This is a genomic window from Stella humosa (genome assembly GCF_006738645.1).
GTDB lineage: Bacteria > Pseudomonadota > Alphaproteobacteria > ATCC43930 > Allostellaceae > Allostella > Allostella humosa.
This window is the reverse complement of sequence record NZ_AP019700.1, coordinates 5,611,039-5,630,015: the sequence shown is the minus strand read 5'-3', so window position 1 is coordinate 5,630,015 and position 18,977 is coordinate 5,611,039. Positions and strand designations below refer to the sequence as shown.

18 protein-coding genes are annotated in these 18,977 nt (G+C 69.0%); 14 read left to right on the top strand and 4 right to left on the bottom strand.

The window, feature by feature from the left end; genetic code table 11:
* Positions 1 to 96 precede the first annotated feature (96 nt).
* From STVA_RS26545 to STVA_RS26505, 8 genes are all read left to right on the top strand, one after another.
* Positions 97 to 1,602 (top strand): ABC transporter substrate-binding protein, encoded by a 1,506-nt coding sequence (locus tag STVA_RS26545; RefSeq protein WP_170216502.1) that lies wholly within the window; start codon positions 97 to 99, stop codon positions 1,600 to 1,602.
* 88 nt (positions 1,603 to 1,690) lie between these two features.
* Positions 1,691 to 3,211, top strand: coding sequence for an ABC transporter substrate-binding protein (locus STVA_RS26540; RefSeq protein WP_170216503.1), 1,521 nt, complete (start codon positions 1,691 to 1,693; stop codon positions 3,209 to 3,211).
* Between the two features lie 41 nt (positions 3,212 to 3,252).
* Entirely contained in the window at positions 3,253 to 4,176 is a 924-nt protein-coding gene (locus STVA_RS26535) for an ABC transporter permease (RefSeq protein ID WP_123690409.1), read from the top strand.
* The gene (locus STVA_RS26530) at positions 4,173 to 5,102 is read left to right on the top strand and encodes an ABC transporter permease (RefSeq protein ID WP_123690411.1); all 930 of its coding nucleotides are present in this window, start codon (positions 4,173 to 4,175) and stop codon (positions 5,100 to 5,102) included. The genes STVA_RS26535 and STVA_RS26530 overlap by 4 nt, the downstream gene beginning before the upstream one ends.
* A 103-nt stretch (positions 5,103 to 5,205) precedes the next feature.
* Positions 5,206 to 5,895, top strand: coding sequence for a fumarylacetoacetate hydrolase family protein (locus STVA_RS26525; protein WP_123690413.1), 690 nt, complete (start codon positions 5,206 to 5,208; stop codon positions 5,893 to 5,895).
* Between the two features lie 17 nt (positions 5,896 to 5,912).
* Positions 5,913 to 6,719, top strand: a complete 807-nt coding sequence (gene xth, locus STVA_RS26520) for an exodeoxyribonuclease III (RefSeq protein ID WP_170216504.1) — start codon at positions 5,913 to 5,915, stop codon at positions 6,717 to 6,719.
* Entirely contained in the window at positions 6,716 to 7,252 is a 537-nt protein-coding gene (locus tag STVA_RS27845; protein WP_170216505.1) for a hypothetical protein, read from the top strand. Before xth ends, STVA_RS27845 begins: the two co-directional genes overlap by 4 nt.
* A gap of 72 nt (positions 7,253 to 7,324) precedes the next feature.
* Positions 7,325 to 7,789, top strand: coding sequence for a hypothetical protein (locus STVA_RS26505; protein WP_123690417.1), 465 nt, complete (start codon positions 7,325 to 7,327; stop codon positions 7,787 to 7,789).
* A gap of 2 nt (positions 7,790 to 7,791) precedes the next feature.
* On the opposite strand, the gene STVA_RS26500 is transcribed toward STVA_RS26505, so the two are convergent.
* Entirely contained in the window at positions 7,792 to 9,840 is a 2,049-nt protein-coding gene (locus tag STVA_RS26500) for a rhamnosyltransferase WsaF family glycosyltransferase (RefSeq protein WP_123690419.1), read from the bottom strand.
* Positions 9,841 to 9,929: 89 nt separating this feature from the next.
* On the opposite strand from STVA_RS26500, the gene STVA_RS26495 reads away from it, so the two are divergent.
* The 5 genes from STVA_RS26495 to STVA_RS26475 are packed head-to-tail and all read left to right on the top strand — an operon-like array spanning position 9,930 to position 15,254.
* Positions 9,930 to 11,093: a class I SAM-dependent methyltransferase gene (locus tag STVA_RS26495; protein WP_123690421.1), complete on the top strand. Its 1,164-nt coding sequence runs from the start codon at positions 9,930 to 9,932 to the stop codon at positions 11,091 to 11,093.
* 13 nt (positions 11,094 to 11,106) lie between these two features.
* Complete coding sequence (locus STVA_RS26490) at positions 11,107 to 11,817, top strand: sulfotransferase family 2 domain-containing protein (RefSeq protein WP_123690423.1); 711 nt, start codon at positions 11,107 to 11,109, stop codon at positions 11,815 to 11,817.
* A gap of 28 nt (positions 11,818 to 11,845) precedes the next feature.
* Entirely contained in the window at positions 11,846 to 13,531 is a 1,686-nt protein-coding gene (locus STVA_RS26485) for an AMP-binding protein (protein ID WP_123690425.1), read from the top strand.
* Positions 13,528 to 13,791: an acyl carrier protein gene (locus tag STVA_RS26480; RefSeq protein WP_123690427.1), complete on the top strand. Its 264-nt coding sequence runs from the start codon at positions 13,528 to 13,530 to the stop codon at positions 13,789 to 13,791. Before STVA_RS26485 ends, STVA_RS26480 begins: the two co-directional genes overlap by 4 nt.
* The gene (locus STVA_RS26475) at positions 13,788 to 15,254 is read left to right on the top strand and encodes a tetratricopeptide repeat protein (RefSeq protein ID WP_170216506.1); all 1,467 of its coding nucleotides are present in this window, start codon (positions 13,788 to 13,790) and stop codon (positions 15,252 to 15,254) included. Before STVA_RS26480 ends, STVA_RS26475 begins: the two co-directional genes overlap by 4 nt.
* Positions 15,255 to 15,260: 6 nt before the next feature.
* Here the strand turns inward: STVA_RS26475 and STVA_RS26470 are convergent, their stop codons facing one another.
* A complete protein-coding gene (locus STVA_RS26470) occupies positions 15,261 to 16,091 on the bottom strand; it encodes an MBL fold metallo-hydrolase (protein ID WP_123690432.1) in 831 nt (276 codons plus the stop codon).
* Between the two features lie 101 nt (positions 16,092 to 16,192).
* On the opposite strand from STVA_RS26470, the gene STVA_RS26465 reads away from it, so the two are divergent.
* The gene (locus STVA_RS26465) at positions 16,193 to 17,401 is read left to right on the top strand and encodes an MFS transporter (RefSeq protein ID WP_170216507.1); all 1,209 of its coding nucleotides are present in this window, start codon (positions 16,193 to 16,195) and stop codon (positions 17,399 to 17,401) included.
* Here STVA_RS26465 and STVA_RS26460 read toward each other — a convergent pair.
* Together STVA_RS26460 and STVA_RS26455 are read right to left on the bottom strand one after the other, a co-directional pair.
* Entirely contained in the window at positions 17,383 to 18,081 is a 699-nt protein-coding gene (locus tag STVA_RS26460) for a response regulator transcription factor (RefSeq protein WP_123690436.1), read from the bottom strand. The genes STVA_RS26465 and STVA_RS26460 overlap by 19 nt on opposite strands.
* Positions 18,082 to 18,178: 97 nt before the next feature.
* The gene (locus STVA_RS26455) at positions 18,179 to 18,961 is read right to left on the bottom strand and encodes an alpha/beta hydrolase (protein ID WP_170216508.1); all 783 of its coding nucleotides are present in this window, start codon (positions 18,959 to 18,961) and stop codon (positions 18,179 to 18,181) included.
* Positions 18,962 to 18,977: the final 16 nt, after the last annotated feature.

Sequence of the window (18,977 nt, the reverse complement as noted above, 5' to 3'; positions counted from 1 at the left end):
GGCACCCGGTCGCCATACTCCCGATGCGGGAAGATCCGGTGCGGCCGGATGCCCGCAGACTGCGGTGGGAACAGGGGGACCGGGATGCATCAGCGCATGTTCGCGGCGTTTCTGGCGGCCATCTTCGCAGCCTTCCTTCCGGCAGCGCCCGCCGCGGCCCAGAAGGCCAAGGACGAGTTGCGGCCGATCTGGCGCAACGTCGTTCCCAACATCGATTCCTATTACAACGGCCTGCGCGACGGGATCGTCTTCGCCCACCATGTCTGGGACCACCTGATCGAGCGCGATCCCGAGACCTTCGCGTACAAGCCGGGCTTGGCGACCGAGTGGAAATGGGTCGACGACGTCACGCTCGACGTGCAGCTGCGCCAGGGCGTGAAGTTCCACGATGGCTCTGCCTTCGGCGCAGAGGACGTCGCCCACACGTTCAACTTCGTGGCCGATCCGGCGAACAAGGCGCTCTACCAGCGCAACACCAACTGGATCAAGAAGGTCGACATCCTCGACGGGCACAAGGTGCGCATCCACCTGCACCGGCCCTTCCCGCCGGCCATCGACTTCCTGTCGATGCCGATGTTCGTCTATTCGCGCAACTACAAGGGCCCGGAGGAGATGAACCGGCGGCCCATCGGCACCGGCCCCTACCGCGTCGTCTCGCTCGACCAGGGCAAGGACTACAAGTTCGAGCGGTTTGCCGAGCATTATGCCGGCAGCCCGAAGAGCGGCGCCACGATCCAGCGCATCCACGCCCGCACCATCACCGACCGGGCGACCGAACTGGCAGAGCTGCTGGCCGGCAATGCCGACCTCATCTGGTATGTCGACGCCGACCAGTTGCCGAACATCCAGCGCCGCCGGAACCTGCAGATCCTCCAGGCCGAGGCGATGCGGATCGGCTACCTGGCGCTCGACGCGGCCGGGCGGACGGGGGCCGGCAACCCGCTGACCAAGCAGAAGGTGCGCCATGCAATCGCCCATGCCATCGACCGCGAGGGCTACGTCCGGAACCTGGTGCAGGGCGAAGCCCGGGTGATCCACGCACCCTGCTTCCCGCTGCAGTTCGGCTGCGACGATTCCCTGGCGCCGCGCTATGCCTTCGATCCGGCGAAGGCCAAGCGGCTGCTGGCGGAGGCGGGCTATCCGAACGGCTTCAAGACCCAGCTCTTCGCCTATCGCGTGCGCGACTGGACCGAGGCGATCCAGGCCGACCTGAAAGGTGTGGGGATCGACGCCGAGGTGCAGATGCTGCCGGTGTCGACCTTCATCCAGAAGTTCCAGAAGGGCGAGACGCCGATGGGGCAGGGCGACTGGGGGTCCTTCTCGGTCAACGACGCCTCGGCCGTCGTCAGCACGTTCTTCAAGGATACCGAGGACGACTACGCCCGCGACCCCGAGGTCAAGGCATTGCTCGACGTTGCCGACAATGCCAGCGACCCGGCCGTTCGCAAGGACCATTATCGCCGGGCGATCGGCCGGATCATGGAGCAGGCCTACTGGCTGCCGCTCCATACGTTCGTCACCAACTATGCCTTCACCGCCGACCTGGAGTTCCGCGCCTACAAGGACGAGATCCCGCGCTATTGGGTCTATCGCTGGAAATAGCCGCTGCGGGGAATGTCGCGAGTTGCGGTCGGGCCTGCGAGGCGATCATACTCGCGCCCACTTGATCGAATCTTCAGGGGGGTCTGGGATGGGGTTCGCGCGGCGCATTCTCTTCGTGGCGGCTGGGGCACTGGCCGCGGCCACCGCCTCCATGCCGGCCGAGGCGCAGAAGTCCAAGGACGAGCTGCGGGTCATCTGGCGCAACGTGATCGCCAACGTCGACCCGTACTTCAACGGGCTGCGCGACGGCGTGGTTTTCGCCCATCACGTCTGGGACCACCTGATCGAGCGCGACCCGGACACGTTCGAGTACAAGCCGGGCTTGGCCACCGAATGGAAGTGGGTCGACGACGTCACGCTCGACCTGACCCTGCGCCAGGGCGTGAAGTTCCATGACGGCTCGGCCTTCGGCGCCGAGGACGTCGTCCACACCCTGAACTACGTCTCGGACCCGGCGAACAAGGCGCTCTACCAGCGCAACACGAACTGGATCAAGAAGGCCGAGAAGGTCGACGGCCACAAGGTCCGCATCCACCTGCACCGGCCGTTCCCGCCGGCGCTGGAGTTCCTGTCGCTGCCGGTCTTCATCTTCTCGCGCAACTACACCGGCCCGGAGGAGCAGAACCGCCGGCCGATGGGCACCGGGCCCTACCGCGTCGCCTCGATCGAGGGCGGCAAGGAATATCGCTTCGAGCGCTTCGCCGACCACTACGAGGGCAGCCCCAAGGGCAAGGCCAAGATCGGCAAGGTCCAGGTCCGCATCATCACCGATGCCGCCACCGAACTGGCCGAGCTGCTGGCCGGCCGGGCCGACCTGCTGTGGTACGTCGATGCCGACCAGCTTCCGAACATCCAGCGCCAGCGCAACCTGAAGACGGTCAGCGCCGAGACGATGCGCATCGGCTTCCTGTCGCTGGACGCGGCCGGTCGCACGGGCGCCGACAACCCGCTGACCAAGCAGAAGGTGCGCCAGGCGATCATCCACTCGATCGATCGCAAGAGCTTCGTCGACAACCTGGTGCAGGGCGAAGCGCGGGTGATCCACGCCCCCTGCTTCCCGACCCAGCTCGGCTGCGACGACAGCGGCGTGCCCAAGTACGCCTACGACCCGAAGAAGGCCAAGGCGCTGCTGGCCGAGGCCGGATATCCGAACGGCTTCAAGACGCAGCTCATGGCCTTCCGCTCGCGCACCTGGACCGAGGCGCTGCAGCAGGACCTGAAGGCGGTCGGCATCGACGCCGAGGTGCAGATGCTGCCCGTCGCCACCCTCATCCAGCGCTTCCAGAAGGGCGAGACGCCGATCTACCAGGGCGACTGGGGTTCCTTCTCGATCAACGACGCCTCGGCCATCATCAGCTCGTTCTTCAAGGGCACCGAAGACGACTATGCCCGGGACGAGCAGGTGAAGGCCTGGCTCGACACCGCCGACAACTCCAACGACGTCGCGGTGCGCAAGGAGAACTACAAGAAGGCCGTGAACCGCATCATGGAACAGGCCTACTGGGTGCCGCTGCATACGTTCGTCACGAACTATGCCCACACCGCCGAGGTCGACTTCCGCGCCTACAAGGACGAGATCCCGCGCTACTGGGTCTATTCGTGGAAGTGACGCGGTCGCTGGAACGGATCCGGCCGGCCCGGGGATAGACCGTGCTGCGCTTCACGCTGGGGCGGCTGGGGATTGCCGCCCTGGTCGTCCTCGTCGTCTCGATCATCGTCTTCGGGCTGACCCATGTCGCCGCCGACCCGGCGCGCGCCATGGCCGGCGAGAACGCGACGGCGGCCGATGTCGCGGCCATCCGCAAGGCGGAAGGCTTCGACCGGCCGCTGCCGATCCAGTACGGCGAATGGATCAGCCGGGTGGCGGTGGGTGATTTCGGCCGCTCCTACCTCATGAAGGAACCGGTGCTGGGCATCGTCGCCCATCGCCTGCCGGTGACGCTGACCCTGGGGGTGATGGCCCTTGCCTTCGCGCTGGCCGTCGCACTGCCGCTGGGCGTGCTGGCGGCCGTGCGCCAGAACTCGCTGATCGACCGCATCGCGCTGGCGGTCGCCGTGCTGGGCCAGGCGCTGCCGAACTTCTGGTTCGCGCTGGTGCTGATCGTCGTCTTCGGGGTCTGGCTGCAGTGGCTGCCGACCTCGGGCGCCGATAGCTGGGAGCACATGATCCTGCCGGCCGTGGCGCTGGGCTACTACGCCACGCCGGCGCTGATGCGGCTGACGCGCACCGGCATGCTGGAGGCGCTGGGGTCGGACTATATCCGCACGGCGCGCGCCAAGGGCCTGCTGCCGCCATCGGTCCTTTTCAAGCACGCATTGCGCAACGCGGTCATCCCGGTGGTGTCGCTGGCGGCCGTGCAGTTCGGCTTCATGCTGGGCGGCTCCATCGTCATCGAGGCCGTGTTCTCGATGCATGGCGTCGGCTACCTCGCCTGGGAATCGATCCAGCGCTCCGACCTGCCGGTGATCCAGGCGATCGTGCTGATGATCTCCCTCTTCTATGTCGTGCTGACCTTCCTGGCCGACCTGCTGAACGGCTGGCTCGACCCCCGGCTGCGGGTGGCTGGCGCATGACGGCCGACACCCACATGGCCGACAGGAAGATTGCGGCCGAACCGGCGGCGCCATCACCGCGAGCCCTGTTGTGGCGCCGGGCGCGCAAGCACAAGGGCCTGGTCTTCGGCACCGTGGTGCTGGTGGCGATCATCCTGATGGCGCTGGCGGCCCCCCTGATCGCCCCGCACGACCCCTATACCGGCGCGCTCGCCCGCCGCCGCATCCCGCCCATCTGGCATGCCTGGTTCTGGGACAACCCCAAGGCCGGCTGGACCTATCCGCTGGGCACGGACCGGCTCGGCCGCGATTTCCTCAGCCGGCTCATCTACGGCAGCCAGATCTCGCTGATCATCGGCTTCTCGGCCATGCTGATCTCGGGCGTGATCGGCTCGACCCTGGGGCTGCTGGCGGGCTATTTCGGCGGCAAGGTCGACATGGTGGTCAGCTTCTTCGTCACCACCCGCCTCAGCCTGCCCGTCGTACTGGTGGCGCTGGCCGTGGTCGCGGTATCGGGCAGTTCGCTCATCGTCCTGGTACTCGTGCTGGGGTTCCTGCTCTGGGACCGCTTTGCCGTGGTCATGCGCTCGGCCACCCAGCAGGCGCGCAGCCTGGACTATGTCGCCGCCGCCGAGGCGATCGGCTGCTCCACCCGCTATCTGCTGCTGCGGGAGGTGCTGCCCAACGTGCTGAACCCGCTGATCGTCGTCGCCACCATCGAGATGGCGAACGCGATCCTGCTGGAGGCGGCCCTGTCCTTCCTCGGCCTGGGCGTGCGCCCGCCGCAGCCGTCCTGGGGCCTGATGCTGGCCGAGGCCAAGGAGGAGATCTTCTTCAACACCTGGATGATCGGCCTGCCCGGCATCGCCCTCTTCATCCTCGTCCTGGGCATCAACCTGCTGGGCGACGGCGTCCGCGACGTCACCGCGCCCGAGAACCGGAACTAGACGGGTCCACCGATCGGCGCGCGCGGGGCCCCTGGCATGTGGGCGCGCTTGCCCTTAGATTGCCCCCCGCGATTTCCGGCCCCTCTCCCGCCCGAGGACCTCCATGCCCTCCTACGCGATTCCGCTCTGGACCCAGCCTGCCCTGCCGATCGTGGGCACCAGCGATCTGTTTCCCGTCCGCCGCATCTATTGCGTGGGGCGGAACTACGCGGCCCACGCACGCGAGATGGGCCACAATCCGGACCGGGAGGAGCCGTTCTTCTTCATGAAGCCGGCCGACGCGCTGCTGCCCAGCGGCAGCGTCATGCCCTATCCGCCGGTCACCAAGGACATGCACCACGAGATCGAGATGGTGGTCGCGCTGAAGAGCGGCGGCGCCGACATCCCGGTCGACCAGGCGCTGAGCCATGTCTACGGCTATGCCGTCGGCCTCGACATGACCCGGCGCGACATCCAGGGCATCGCCAAGACCGCGGGCCGGCCGTGGGACATGGGCAAGGGCTTCGACCATTCGGCCCCGTGCACCGCGCTGGTGCGCGCCGACCAGATCGGCCATCCCGACAAGGGTGCCATCTGGCTGAAGGTGAACGGCGCCGAGCGCCAGCGCGGCGACCTGGCCGACCTGATCTGGAGCGTGCCGGAGACCATCGCCTACCTGTCGACCCTGGTGACGCTGGCCGCCGGCGACCTGATCTTCAGCGGCACGCCCGAGGGCGTGAAGGCCGTCGTGCGCGGCGACCGGCTGGAAGGCCATGTCGACGGCGTCGGCGACCTCGACATCACCATCGGCTGAGCGGGCCGTCATCCGACATGGCGATCACGGTCGCGACCTGGAACATCAACTCCGTCCGCCTGCGGCTGGACATGGTCCTGCGCTTCCTCCAGGAAAAGCGCCCGGACGTGCTCTGCCTGCAGGAAACCAAGGCTATCGACGACGCCTTTCCATCCAAGGCGTTCGCCGAAGCGGGCTACCGCCACCGCATCATCCGCGGCATGAAGAGCTACAACGGGGTGGCGATCCTGTCGAAGCTGCCGCTGGAGAATGTCGGCGGGCATGTCTGGTGCGGCAAGGACGACTGTCGCCACGTCTTCGCCACGCTGCCGGGCGGGATCGAGCTGCACAACTTCTACATCCCGGCGGGCGGGGATATTCCGGACCCGGTCGAGAATACGAAGTTCGCGCACAAGCTGGCCTTCCTGGACGAGACGCGCGACTGGCTGCTGCGCGAGCGGCGGCCGGACCGGCCGATGATCCTGGTGGGCGACCTCAACATCGCGCCGCTCGAGCATGACGTCTGGTCGCACAAGCAGTTGCTGGGCGTGGTCAGCCACACGCCGATCGAGGTGGAGAAGCTGACCGAGATCCAGGCGGCCGGCGACTGGATCGATGCCGTGCGCCATTTCGTGCCGGCCGACCAGAAGCTCTATTCCTGGTGGAGCTATCGCGCGCGCGACTGGGCGGAAGCCGACCGCGGCCGTCGGCTGGACCACATCTGGGTGACGCCGCCCCTGAAGAGTGGGTTGCAACGCGCCGAGATCCTCCGCGAGGCACGCGGCTGGACCCAGCCGTCCGACCATGTGCCGGTCCTGGTCACGCTCGACGGCGGCATCGCATGACGACCACCCACCATCGCTATCCGGCCGAAGCGCTGTGGGCCGACTATGCCCGGGCAGGTGCGGGCCTGGTCGCCACCGCCGGTCCACTGCTGCTGGTGCCGGTCGCCGACTGGATCGCGGCCGTGCTCTTCGTGCTGGCACTCCTGTTCGCGGTCTTCGCCTGGCGCACCTTCGAGCGGCAGCGCACCCGTATCGCCGTCGACGAAGCCGGCATCGCGCTGGGCGAGCCGCCCCGGCGGCAGATCGCCTGGGACCGGGTGACCGAAGTCCGCCTGCGCTATTATTCGACCAAGCGCGATCGTTCCGGCGGCTGGATGCACCTGCGGCTGGAAGCGCCCGGCGGCGCGGTGCGGATCGATTCCACGATCGAGGATTTCGGCCGCATCGCCGAGCGGGCATCGGCCATGGTGCGCCAGCGCGCCCTGCCGGTCGACGAGGTGACCCGGGCCAACTTCCGCGCGCTGGGGGCGCCGGTCGACGACCTGCCGGCGGATGGCGCGCCGGCCGTCGACGCATTGCCCACGGATCACTGAAGCGACGATAGAACCGGGGCCTTGGTCGCGGCGACCGTTCGGGTATCTCCACCCGATCGAGGCCCGACGACCATGATGTTCCACGCTTCCATTCCGGCCCGCGACCCTGCCGCCACCGCCGCCGCCCTGGCCGAGATGTGGCAGGGCGAGGCGCTGCCTTTCCCGCCCCTTCCCGGTTCCTTCGTCGTCTTCGCCGGCGACGACCGCGGGACCCAGATCGAGGTCTGCCCGGCCGAGATGGGCCTGATCCCCGGCCCGACCGAGGTCGCCGCCACCCCCGTCGGCCCGGCCCGGCCGACCCCCGTGCATGTCGCGATCGGCGTGCCGCACGACGCGCCCCGCATCCTGGAGATCGCCCGGCGCATGGGCTGGACGGCGCGCGAGTGCGACCGCGGCGGCATGTTCAGCGTGGTCGAGGTGTGGATCGACAACCACTTCATGCTCGAGGCGCTGACGCCCGCCATGCAGCGCGACTACATGGCCTCCATGTCGGTTGCCAACTGGAAGCGGACCTTCGGTCTCGACGTCGCTGCCTGAGGCTATCGCAGCACCCGGCCCACCGTTCGCTCCATGAATGGATCGTCGAAGGTTTCGGCCCAGCCGCGCACGGGCGGCCGGTAGGCCCCGGCCACGCGCCGGGGCCAGTCTTCCACCCGCTCATGGGCCTGGCGGATGGCATCGGCCACGCCGTCGATGGTTGGGGCGCAGGGCACGAAGTTGGCGCAGGTCCGCTCGAAGTAGCGCCGGGACCGGTTCTCGAAGGTATTGGTCACGACCAGCGCCCCGGTCGTCGCGAACTCATACGGCATCAGGCTGGGGTGGGGCGCGTACATCAGGCTGAGGCCGATATCGAGCCGCTTCACGAAGGCGATGTACTCGGCCTCCGGCATCTTCTTGACGAACTCCAGCCGATGGCCGCCACCCAGTTCGACCGCGGGCAAGGCCGTCAGGCAGCCGAGCCCGACGAAGCGCCAGCGCCGGTCGAACAGGCCGGACTGGCAGAGGCGCCGCAGCGCCAGTTCGGCGATCTCGTAGAGATTGCGCGAGGCGTGGGTCTCGGGCCGGGCATAGAAGGCGAGCACCCGTTCCTCGCGACCGGCGATGTCCGCCTCGCACTGGTTCGGCAGCCGGTTGATCACATGCTCGAAGACGGCATAGTCCCGCTCCGGCACCGGGCTTGCGCCTTCGCGGAAGATGCCCAGCCGGCGGCGGCGGAAATAGTCGCGCAGGATGGACGAGTTGAAGATCGGATAGGACGGCACTTCCAGCCCGCTGGCGCTCAGGCTGTAGAGCGAGGAATGGTCGCTGAAGAGCGGCTCGTACTCCTGCACCAGCGCCAGGATGCGCGGCTCGTCGGTGCGCGCCGCCAGGGGCGAGGCGAGGAGTGCGTCCCAGGTGGAGTAGGCCAGGAAGCGGTCGCGCGGCCCCATCTCCAGCCGGTCGATCTCGTAGCGCGAGCGGACCACGACCCCGTCCAGCAGGTCGCACCCGGCCTGGCCGCGCATGCGCCAGGAGAAGTATTCCTGGTTGGCGTGCCGCTCTTCCGTCGTCACCACGGCCATGCGCATCCCGCGGGCCGCACCGTAGCGCTTGAGTGCGCGGGTCAGTTCGAAAAGCGCGCGATAGCCGCCGAAGGCGATGTCGGGATTGAGGCGCGGCACCAGGAGCCACAGCGTCCGGGCGGTGCCGGCCGTCACCGTCGCCGGGATCGGCTGGATGCGCTGCTGGATTTCCCGAGCTCGGGCGATCAGGTCGGGCCGGGTGACGCCCGGCACCGTCACCTCCAGCGCGCGCTCCAGCGCATAGCGGGGCGACCGTCCCTCGCGCATGCCGGCCGCGACATAGTGGTGGAAGCCGCACAGCAGCTCCCGCCGCTGCACCGCCGCCCGCACGTCGGCATAGAAGGCGAGGTACCAGCCCTCGTCGAACCAGCGGTTGGGGGAGTGGCCGAGCCTGCGCCCGACATAGAAATAATGCTCGAACGGCCGGTCGGCGATGCGCGCCGGTTCGTCCTCCAGATAGGCCGCGCGGTAGAAGTCGGCGTCGAACTCCGCCTTCAGGGCGCTTTCCAGCTCATCCCCGGCCGCCGCGGCGGGCTGGTCCAGGCGCCGGCCGTAGAGGTCGAAATACGCGTAGGCCGAGACAAACGGAAAGTGGCGGAGGAAGGTCTGGGCAGCGGCATTGCCCGCCAGGTACCGCTCCGTCTCGAAGCGCGACGGGTCGACAGCCGGCAGCGTCGCCGACGGCTGGTCCGCGCCCATCATCGGGTTGGGAAAGCGCCCCTGCCGCCAGCCCCAGAAGACGAAGTGATGGAAGCCCGAATAGAGCCGGCCGCCGGCAATGCCGCTCTCCACGTCCGGGTTGGCCGCGCGATACCAGGTTTCGTCGAACAGCAGATTGGGGCTGACCCGGCGCAGCACCGGGCGCGATCCGTACTGGCGGACGGCATTGGCCACGGTCACCGGTTCGTCGGGATAGAAATGCTGCGCGCGCCGCACGAAGAGCTCGCATTCAAAGGCACTGCGGAACATCTCGCGGCGGTCGGCCGGTACGCTGTAGCGAGGATCGACGCTGCCCATCTCCGTCATCGCCCCGCTGCTGGAATCTCCGGAAGATAATTGCACATTATCCTCTAGATAATTACCATCACTGGGTCGGATGGCAATGGGCGGCTTTCATGAGCAACCGGATCGCTGAGTTCGCGTCGACTGCCGCCCCGGCCAGGGCCTCATTGCGGGGGCTGCACGCAGACGAGATCCGCGCGTTGCAGGCAGCCCCCCTGTTCTCGGTCCAGGGCTTCTCGCTGCAGGGCGGCGAGCTGACCATAACCGGGCTGATACTGGCGCCCGACGGCGACCCCGCCGCGGTTTCGCTGTCGGCCGAGCCGGGCGTCGTCTTCGCGGTCGACTATCCGCTGGCCAACCCCACCGCCGGCCAGGTGTTCTGGTACTGGCCCAATGCCGGCGCCAGCGCCTTCCGACTTCGCGTCGACCTCGCCGCCACGCGCCATGAGGGGGAGGACTTCCGCTTTCGCATTCACTTCGCCGGCCGGCCGGACGATGTGGCCGAACGGCTGCGCACGACCATCCTCGTGCCCAAGGACCTGGGGCAGATGCAGAACTTTCCCGGCGCGGCCGCGCTGAGCCGGGTGCATCGCTTCCATACGATCAACAACGTGGTGCCGCAGGCATCGGCCGACGCCTTCCGCATCGTCGAGATCGCCCGGCTGCATGGCTTCGATCCGCAGGCGGGCGCCGTCCTCGACTGGGGCACCGGCCATGGGCGGGTCATTCGCTTCCTGCGCCAGGCCGGTGCCGCCGGCGCCCTCCACGGCACGGACATCGATCCCGACAACATCGCCTGGGCGGCCAGCCACCTGCCGGGAATCGCATTCGCCCACGGGCCGCTGATGCCGCCCTCGGTCTATGGCGACGGGCAGTTCGGCCTCGTTTTCGGCATCTCGGTGATGACCCATCTGGCGCCGGCCGTGCAGCAGGCCTGGCTGGTCGAGCTCGACCGGATCCTGGCGCCCGGGGGCATCGCGCTGCTGACCTTCACCGGCGACAGCGCCGTCGCCTACAGTTCGCAGTTTCTCGACCGCGCCTGGCTGGACGACTATCTGGCCAAGGGCGTCGGCCGGGACGTGCCGAACAAGGACCTGGCCGGCCTGATTCCGGATTCCAACTACTATCGCAACGTCAAGCAGACGGCCGAGACGGCGCGCGCAGTCTGCGCCCGACATTTCGCCATCGAGGCGATCTACCCCTGCATGTTCGGCTACCAGGACCTGCTGGTCTTGAAGAAGGGGCGGCGCCGCCAGCGGCGGGCCCGGCCCGCGTGACCCGGTACACACGATGTTCGTCTCGATCCACATCCCCAAGACCGCCGGCACGATGCTGGGCTACGTGTTCGACTTCGGCTCCGGGCGCCGCATCCTCTGGGACTACGACCAGGGCTACGCCAACGCCCGCACCATCGAGCCGCGGCTGCTGGCCAATCTCGATTTCGTGCGCCACTGGTTCTGGGGCATCCACGGCCACTTCCTCTATTCGAAATACGCCGAGGCCCTGCCCGACGCGCGCTACATCGCCTGCGTCCGCCACCCGGTCGACCGCGTCGTCTCGCAGTATCGGCACGAGATCTACGACGCGGTCCGCGGTGGGCTTGGCTGGCGCGCGGCCGCCCTGCGCAGCGGTCGGATGGGCCTGATCGACTTCATCGTGTCCGACGAGAACGTGCGCTGCGCCCAGCCGGTCCACCTGGCCGGGCGCGACGTCGCCGACTACGAGTTCCTCTTCGTCCACGAGATGCTGCTGCCCGGCATCCTCGCTTTCTCGCGTCTCTTCGGCTTCCATCGCGCCGACCCCTATGTCGGCAGCCTGCCCGAGATCAATCTCGGGGAACGCCGCCTGTTCGCGGGTGACGAGGAGCGGGCGCAGTACGAGATGCTGTCGACCATCACCGACAGCGAGCGCGTCGAGGCGTTCGGGCGGATGCCCGAGGAGGTGGAGCTCTACCGGCAGGCCGTCGAACGGGCCGAGCACCTGATCAGGCGGACCGGCTAGCCAGCCATGACGCGGGGAGGGAGCTCCGATGGATGACGGGCCTGGGGTGGGTGCGATCCAAGGCGCGCCCCAGCACTTGCTGGCCCATGCTCGGGCGAACGCCCATCGCCCGTTCCTCATCCTGCGGCGGGGCGCCTTGTGGTGGCAGTTCTCGTACGGCGATGCCGTCGACGAAACACGGCGCTGGGCCTGGATACTGGCCGCGGCCGGCGTCGGCCCGGGCGACCATGTCGTCATCGCGCTGACGCACCGGCACGAGCTCTACTTCGCCTTTCTGGGTGCCCTGTGGGCGGGTGCCGTGCCGACCATCATCCCGTGCCCCAACCCGCGCCAGGAACCCGGCTTCTTCTGGCAGGAGTATGCCGCACTCCTGGTCGATCTGGGTCCGCGCGCGGTCGTGACCCAGGGCGACAACGTCACCCCGCTGCGGCAGGCCGCGGGGGACGCCGCGGGCTTCGTAATCGACGTGGACAACCTGGAGGACCGCGCCGACGCACCGGCCGGCGACCCGGTTGCGGTCGCCGAGGACGGGCTGCCCTTCCTGCAGTTCAGCTCCGGCACGACCGGGCGGCGCAAGGGCATCGTGCTGACGAACCGGGCCGTGGATCATCATATGTGCGCATATGCCGACCTCCTGGGCATGGGGGCGGGGGATCGCGTGGCCTCCTGGCTGCCGCTCTATCACGACATGGGGCTGGTCGGCTGCCTGCTCATGCCGCTCTGGCGCGGCGCGTCGATCGTGGCACTCGACGCGCTCGAGTGGGTGGCACAGCCATGGATCCTGCTGGAAGCCATCGAGCGCTTCGAAGCCACCCATGTATGGCTGCCGAACTTCGCCTTTCGCCACATCGTCCGCACGCTGCCGGACAACCGGCTGTTCCGGCTGGGCTGCGTGCGCGTCTTCGTCAACTCGTCGGAGTCCTGCCGACCGGCCACGATGGCCGAGTTCGCGGCGGCGCTTGCCGGGCATGGCGTGCGACCAGACCAGATCCGGCCATCCTATGGCATGGCCGAGACGGTGCTGGCGACGACGCAGGCGCCGCCGCGGCCGGAGCCGCTGGCGATCACGGTCGACGGGGCCGCGCTGGAAGGCCGCTTCCGGGCGCGGATCGTGCCGGCCACGCATAGCCGCGCGCAGCATCTGGCGTCGTGCGGCCCGGCGCTCCCCGGTCTGGAGTTGCGCATTGCCCCGCTGGGGCGCGGCCGCGCTGCCGGCGATCCGGTTGGCGAGATCGAGGTGCGAGGCGCCCACTGCTTCGCCGGGTACTTCCGCAACCCCAAAACAACGGCCGCATCGCTGAACGACGGCTGGTATCGAACCGGCGACATCGGCTTCCTGCATGCGGGCGAGCTTTTCGTCTGCGGCCGGCGCAAGGAAATGGTGATCGTCCATGGCCGCAACTTCTACGCCCCGGATATCGAGGCGGCGGCAGCCGTATCGGGGGTGAAGCCCGGCCGCGTCTGCGCCTTTGCCATCGAGGACGTGCAGTCGGCCAGCGAGGCTCTCGTCATCCTGGTCGAGACGGCCGCCACCGGCGCCCGGGCACACGCCACTCTGTCCCGGCGCGTCAAGGCCGCCATTTTCGATCGCCTGCAGGTGACGCCCCATCGGGTGGTCGCGGTGGCGCCCGGACGGCTGATCAAGACGACCAGCGGCAAGCTGCACCGGGAAGAGAACCGGCGCCGATATCTCGCCGGGGCGGCGGCCCCATGAGGGGCGGCAAGGCGGAGCCGCCACGCACCGTGCTGGCTCGCACCGTGATCGGGGTGGTCGCCGAAACCTTCGACCTGCCGGCCGCCGCGATCGGGCGCCACACCACCGCCGACGACGTCGACGGATGGGATTCGCTGGCCCACACCATCCTGATGCTACGGCTGGAAAGGGCGCTCGGCATCCGCATCGACGAACGGGTGGCAACGATGGCACGCAACGTCGGTCAGTTGATCGACATGCTGGCCGAGGGTGCGGCGTGACCGCGCCGCTGGCCATTGCCGACGAGCGGACGGCGCTCCGCGGGCGGGCCCGGTCCATCCTCCGCGGGCCTTCGGGCCGGCTCTTCTATGAGGAGTATGAAGGCGCGTCGATTGCGGCGCTGGCCGCGCGCGAGCCGTTCCCGTCGCCCCTGGCCTTACGCTGGCAGCGGACGCTGGAAACGCGCGCCCGGAGGCTGAAGCGGCGGGGGCTCGTGCTGCACATCCTGCTCGGTCCCGACGCCCACTCCATCTATCGCGACCAGCTTCCCGCTGCCGTCAACCTGCCGCCGGCCTCGCTGTCGGCACAGTTCCTGGCGCGGTTCGCGGGGGTGGACAACGTCGTCTTCGTCAACCCCGAGCAGGCACTGATCGACGCCCGCGGCGGCATCGACGTCTGCAAGGCGAACGACACCCACTGGTCGGCCTATGGCGCGTTCCTCGCCTATCGGCAGCTAATGGCGATGCTGCCGGCGGACCCGGCGCGCCGGGCGCTGGCGGCGCGGGACATCGCCTTTCGCTTCCGACGATCCTTCGGCGACATGGGCGCCCTGGTCGAGCCGGAACTCGCAATCGAGGTGCCGGTGCCGACCATCGACGGCCGCGATATCCGCCCGGCCTTCAACCATGTGGGCGCGGCCCGCGATTCCTGGGTCCGCTACGACTGCGCCCAAGGAGCCGGCCGGGCCTTGGTGCCCCGCGATTCCTTCGCCACCGAACTGGCCCCGTTCCTCAATGCCACCTTCGCCCGCGTCGACTGGATCAGCGCGCCGCAGTCGCTGCCGTTCGAGGTCGTGGACCAGGAGCGGCCCGATGTCCTGGTCTGGGAGACGGCCGAAAGGCGCCTGCCGTTTCCGCCGCGCGACCACCTGCCGTTCGGCGCCTACGAGACCTATGCCTTCGATGTCGCCTCCGAGCCCGGTCGGCTGGCCCTGGCGGCCCAGATCGACCGGCAGGAAGGGGCGGTGGTTCGCGCGCTGGAGAATGCACAACAGGGCGCCCTGGCCGATCCGGGGAACCCCATTCATCACTTCTGGCTGGGCCAGATCCTGATGGAGGCTGGCCGGCATGCCGAGGCGGAAGCGGCCGTCCGGACGGCAATTGGCCTGCGCGACGACCGCCCGGCCTACTGGCACCTGCTCAACATCATCCTGCGGCACCTGGGCCGGCCTGCCGACTCGCTCGAGGCCGCGGCCCGCGCGGTCGCACTCTTTCCCGACAACGCGCTGTTCGTCAGCCATCTTGGCTACAACCTCCTGGCGGCGGGCCAGCTTCATCGCGCGATCGACGCCATGGGAGCCTGCCGGGACGCGGTGTCCGATTCCGAGGAGCTTTGCCACTGGCTGGCCCGGGCTCATTTGGCGGCCGGCGACCGGGCAGCCGCCCTGGCGGCGGCCGCCGACTGTTTCCTGCTGCAGCCCGATCACCCGCAGGTCCACTGGCTGCTGGCACAGATCCGCCAGTAGGTGCGATCAGACCGCGATCGTCATCCCTTCGCGCGCGACCGTCGTCCCTGGGCGGCTCCGTTCGGCATCGCGGGCGACCCCGTCCATGAACCGATCGTCATGGGACGGATCGTGGTGGAAAAGGACGACCCGGCCGACATCGGCTGCGTCCGCGATGCGCAGCGCCTCCTGCCAGGTGGAATGGCCCCAGCCGATCCGGGCCGGGAACTCCGCGTCGGTATAGGTGGCGTCATAGATCATCAGGTCGGCGCCGCGGACGAGGTCCAGTACCGCCGGGTCGCGTAGGCCGGCCCGGTGCTCCAGGTCGGTGACGTAGGCGACGGATCGGCCGGCATGCTCCACCCGATAGCCGGTGGCGCCGTCCGGATGCGGCAAGGGGCAGGTGCGGATCGTGACGCCCGGCCGCGGATGCAGGGTCTCGCCCGCGAGGAAATCGGCAAAGACGAGATCGGCGGCAAAGATGTCGACCGGCACGGGGAAGAGCGGCGGCGTCATCATCTGCCGCAGCGCGCCCTCCAGCGTGCGGCCAGGTAACAGGTGGCCGGCGCGCAGCGTGAGCTGGCGCCCGGACATCATCGCAGGGGCGAAGAACGGCAGCCCGACCACGTGGTCGAGATGGGTATGGCTGAAGAGCAGGTCGAAGGGCATCGCCGGTTCGGCCGCCATGGCCTGCCCCAACGGGCGAATGCCGGTGCCGGCATCGAAGATCAGGCGATGGTCGCCGCAGCGCATCTCGACGCAGGCCGTGTTGCCGCCGTAGCGCGCCGTGTCGGGGCCCGCGCACGCGATCGAGCCGCGCACGCCCCAGAAAGTCACGCTGATTGCCGGATCGCCCATCGCCGGATGCGATCGTACCAGCGATGCCCGTCCGCGTCAGCGTTGCATCGCGAGCGTGGTTGCGCCGCGGTCGCGGGTCCGCGACACTCGGGCCCGACCCCATGGCCGACAAACCCACCAACTGGACCGGCGTGCTCTTCGGCCTCGCGATCGCGGTGGTCGCTGCCTTTCAGCAGTTCAAGCTGCCGCCCGTCCTGCCGCTGATGATCGACCGCTATGGCTATGACCGGGTGCTGGCCGGCGGCTTCATGTCGGTCTTCGCCCTGGCCGGCCTGGTGCTGTCATGGAACCTTGGCCGCTGGATGCAGCGCCACGGCGCCCTGCCGTTCCTGATGGGGGCATTCGGGCTGACGCTGGCGGGCACCATCCTGACCCTGCTACGGCCCGAGGACGGCCTGGTCGTGCTGGGCGCGCGCACCCTGGAGGGAATTGGCTTCGCCATCCTGGCCATCGCGGGTCCGACTTTCGCCACCGTCAATGCCGGCCCGCGCCACCTGGCGATCGCCGCTGCCCTGACCGCCACCTGGATCCCCATCGGCCAGGTGGCGGCCGGGCTGATCGCCATTCCGTTCCTGGCATCCGGCCGGTGGGAGCCATTGTGGTGGGTGGCGATCGGCGTCGCGCTGGCGGCGATCGCCTGGACGCTGACGCTCCATCGCTCGGGCCGGGTCGACCTCGGCGCGCGGCCGGGCGGGGCCGGTTCGGCACCGCCGTCGGCCGGCGAGCGCCGCGCCATCATCCTGGTCGCCATCGTCTTCATGCTGTGGTCGGCCCAGTATATCGGCACCATGACCTGGCTGCCCCAACTGCTGATCGACCGCTACGGGCTGGGCCGCGAGGGGGCGGTGGTCGCCTATACCCTGCCGGTGGTGGTGGTGGGCGGCTTCAACCTTGTCGGCGGCTGGGTGCTGCGTGCCGGGGCCCGGCCGACCAGCGTCATCCTGGCGGGCTTGGTCGCCCAGGCCGTGGTATGGGCCGCCATGCCGTGGCTCGATGGCGGGCCGGTCGGCGCCGCCGGACTGGTGCTGTACGCCATGGGGGCGGGGATCACGCCGACCTGCCTCTTCGCGCTGCCGGGCATGATCCTGGGGCCGGGCCGGGCCGGCGCGCATGCCTTTGGCGTGCTGATGGCCGGCCGCAACCTGGGCGTGATCGCCGGGCCCGTTGCTTATGCCCAGGCTTTCGCGACGTTCGGCGACTGGGCGGTCGTCGCCGGCTTCGTCACCGTCCTGTCGGTACTGGCGATCATGGCGGTGCTGCCGCTGATCCTGGCCGGCCGGGCCGCCGGCGGCTACGGCACCAGGCGGTAGCCACCCGGATCGGTCACCAGGATCTCGGCCTTCTGCGGATCGCGCTCGATCTTCTGCCGCAGGCGATAGACATGCGTTTCCAGCGTGTGGGTGGTAACGCCGGCATTGTAGCCCCAGACCTCGTGCAGCAGCTGGTCGCGCCCGATCGAGCGGTCGCCGGCGCGGAAGAGGTATTTCAGGATCGCCGTCTCCTTCTCGGTCAGGCGGATCTTCTTCTTGCCCGAGGCATCGGTCATCAGCTTGGCGCTGGGTCGGAAGCTGTAGGGACCGACCTGGAAGACGGCGTCCTCGCTCTGCTCGTGCTGGCGCAGCTGGGCGCGGATGCGCGCCAGCAACACCCCCAGGCGGAACGGCTTGGTGACGTAGTCGTTGGCGCCGGCATCCAGGCCGAGAATGGTGTCTGCCTCGCTATCGGCCCCGGTCAGCATGATCACCGGGCAGCGCACGCCATTGCGGCGCATCAGCCGGCAGGCGTCGCGCCCGTCCATGTCGGGCAGGCCGACATCGAGCAGGATCAGGTCGAACGGCTCGGCCTTGGCGCGCTCCAGCCCCTTGGCCGCGGTTTCCGCCTCGGCCGCCTGAAATTCCTCATAGAGCGTCAGCTGCTCGGCGAGCGAGCTGCGCAGGGCATCGTCGTCGTCGACGAGAAGAAGTCGCTTGCCGGTCTTCTGGGTGGTCATCGATTCCGGTCGCTCCGCGGCCACTGGGCAGCGAACCTAGCATGACAGGGGGTGCCGCGTCGCCACCCCCTCGCCACCGGTGCCGCCGCCCCCCCTCTCAGCTCCCCATGCGCTGGCGCAGGCCCACAAACAGCGGATGGCCGGGATCGGCGAAGGCGTCGAGCACGGTGAAGTGGTTGCGGCCCGGCAGCGGCATGGTCTCCACCGTCCGGCCGGCGCGGCTCCAGGCTTCGACCAGGGCAGCCTGCTGGCGATGGAACTCCGCCGTCTCGTCGCCACCCACGGCGCAGATCAGGGGCGGGCACTCGCCCGGCGGGTGGAGGAGCGGGCTGTTGCGGCGGGCCGTTTCGGCATCCATCCCCAGCACGTCGTTGAGATAGGTGCGCCGGATCGGTTCCAACTCGTACAGCCCACTGATCGCCAGGCCGCCCGCGATCGGCGGCATGGCATAGCCGAAGCGCCGCCAGTCGGTCGCCAGCATCTCCGCGGTCAGGTGGCCGCCCGCGGAATGCCCGGCCAGCCAGATATCGTGCGGATCACCGCCATGGCGGGCGATGCGGCCGGCCGTCCAGGCGACGGCGCGCCGGCAGGCATCGACGATCTCGTCCATCCCGGCGGCCGGCGCCAGGGGGTAGTTGACGATGACGGTGACGACGCCCGAAGCGACCCACGGCTCGGCAAGGAAAACGAAATCCTTCTTGTCGCGCCACTGCCAGTAGCCGCCGTGGATGAAGAACAGAACGGGTGCCGGCTTGCCGGCCGGGGCGGGCGGGCGATAGATGTCGAGGGTCTCCAGGATCCCGTCGCCATAGGCGATGTCGCGCACCGCCTCCAGCCGCGTCGCTGCAGCCGCACCCCGCACGTCCCAGCGCTGAATCACGGAGGGGTGATCCGGA

What these genes read in the sequence shown, in the direction of transcription:
- STVA_RS26545 (WP_170216502.1), top strand. Translation starts at nt 97, where the DNA reads ATGTTCGCGGCGTTTCTGGCGGCCATCTTCGCAGCCTTCCTTCCGGCA.
- STVA_RS26540 (WP_170216503.1), top strand. Translation starts at nt 1,691, where the DNA reads ATGGGGTTCGCGCGGCGCATTCTCTTCGTGGCGGCTGGGGCACTGGCC.
- STVA_RS26530 (WP_123690411.1), top strand. Translation starts at nt 4,173, where the DNA reads ATGACGGCCGACACCCACATGGCCGACAGGAAGATTGCGGCCGAACCG.
- STVA_RS26525 (WP_123690413.1), top strand. Translation starts at nt 5,206, where the DNA reads ATGCCCTCCTACGCGATTCCGCTCTGGACCCAGCCTGCCCTGCCGATC.
- xth (WP_170216504.1), top strand. Translation starts at nt 5,913, where the DNA reads ATGGCGATCACGGTCGCGACCTGGAACATCAACTCCGTCCGCCTGCGG.
- STVA_RS27845 (WP_170216505.1), top strand. Translation starts at nt 6,716, where the DNA reads ATGACGACCACCCACCATCGCTATCCGGCCGAAGCGCTGTGGGCCGAC.
- STVA_RS26505 (WP_123690417.1), top strand. Translation starts at nt 7,325, where the DNA reads ATGATGTTCCACGCTTCCATTCCGGCCCGCGACCCTGCCGCCACCGCC.
- STVA_RS26500 (WP_123690419.1), bottom strand. Translation starts at nt 9,840, where the DNA reads ATGACGGAGATGGGCAGCGTCGATCCTCGCTACAGCGTACCGGCCGAC.
- STVA_RS26495 (WP_123690421.1), top strand. Translation starts at nt 9,930, where the DNA reads ATGAGCAACCGGATCGCTGAGTTCGCGTCGACTGCCGCCCCGGCCAGG.
- STVA_RS26490 (WP_123690423.1), top strand. Translation starts at nt 11,107, where the DNA reads ATGTTCGTCTCGATCCACATCCCCAAGACCGCCGGCACGATGCTGGGC.
- STVA_RS26485 (WP_123690425.1), top strand. Translation starts at nt 11,846, where the DNA reads ATGGATGACGGGCCTGGGGTGGGTGCGATCCAAGGCGCGCCCCAGCAC.
- STVA_RS26480 (WP_123690427.1), top strand. Translation starts at nt 13,528, where the DNA reads ATGAGGGGCGGCAAGGCGGAGCCGCCACGCACCGTGCTGGCTCGCACC.
- STVA_RS26470 (WP_123690432.1), bottom strand. Translation starts at nt 16,091, where the DNA reads ATGGGCGATCCGGCAATCAGCGTGACTTTCTGGGGCGTGCGCGGCTCG.
- STVA_RS26465 (WP_170216507.1), top strand. Translation starts at nt 16,193, where the DNA reads ATGGCCGACAAACCCACCAACTGGACCGGCGTGCTCTTCGGCCTCGCG.
- STVA_RS26460 (WP_123690436.1), bottom strand. Translation starts at nt 18,081, where the DNA reads ATGACCACCCAGAAGACCGGCAAGCGACTTCTTCTCGTCGACGACGAC.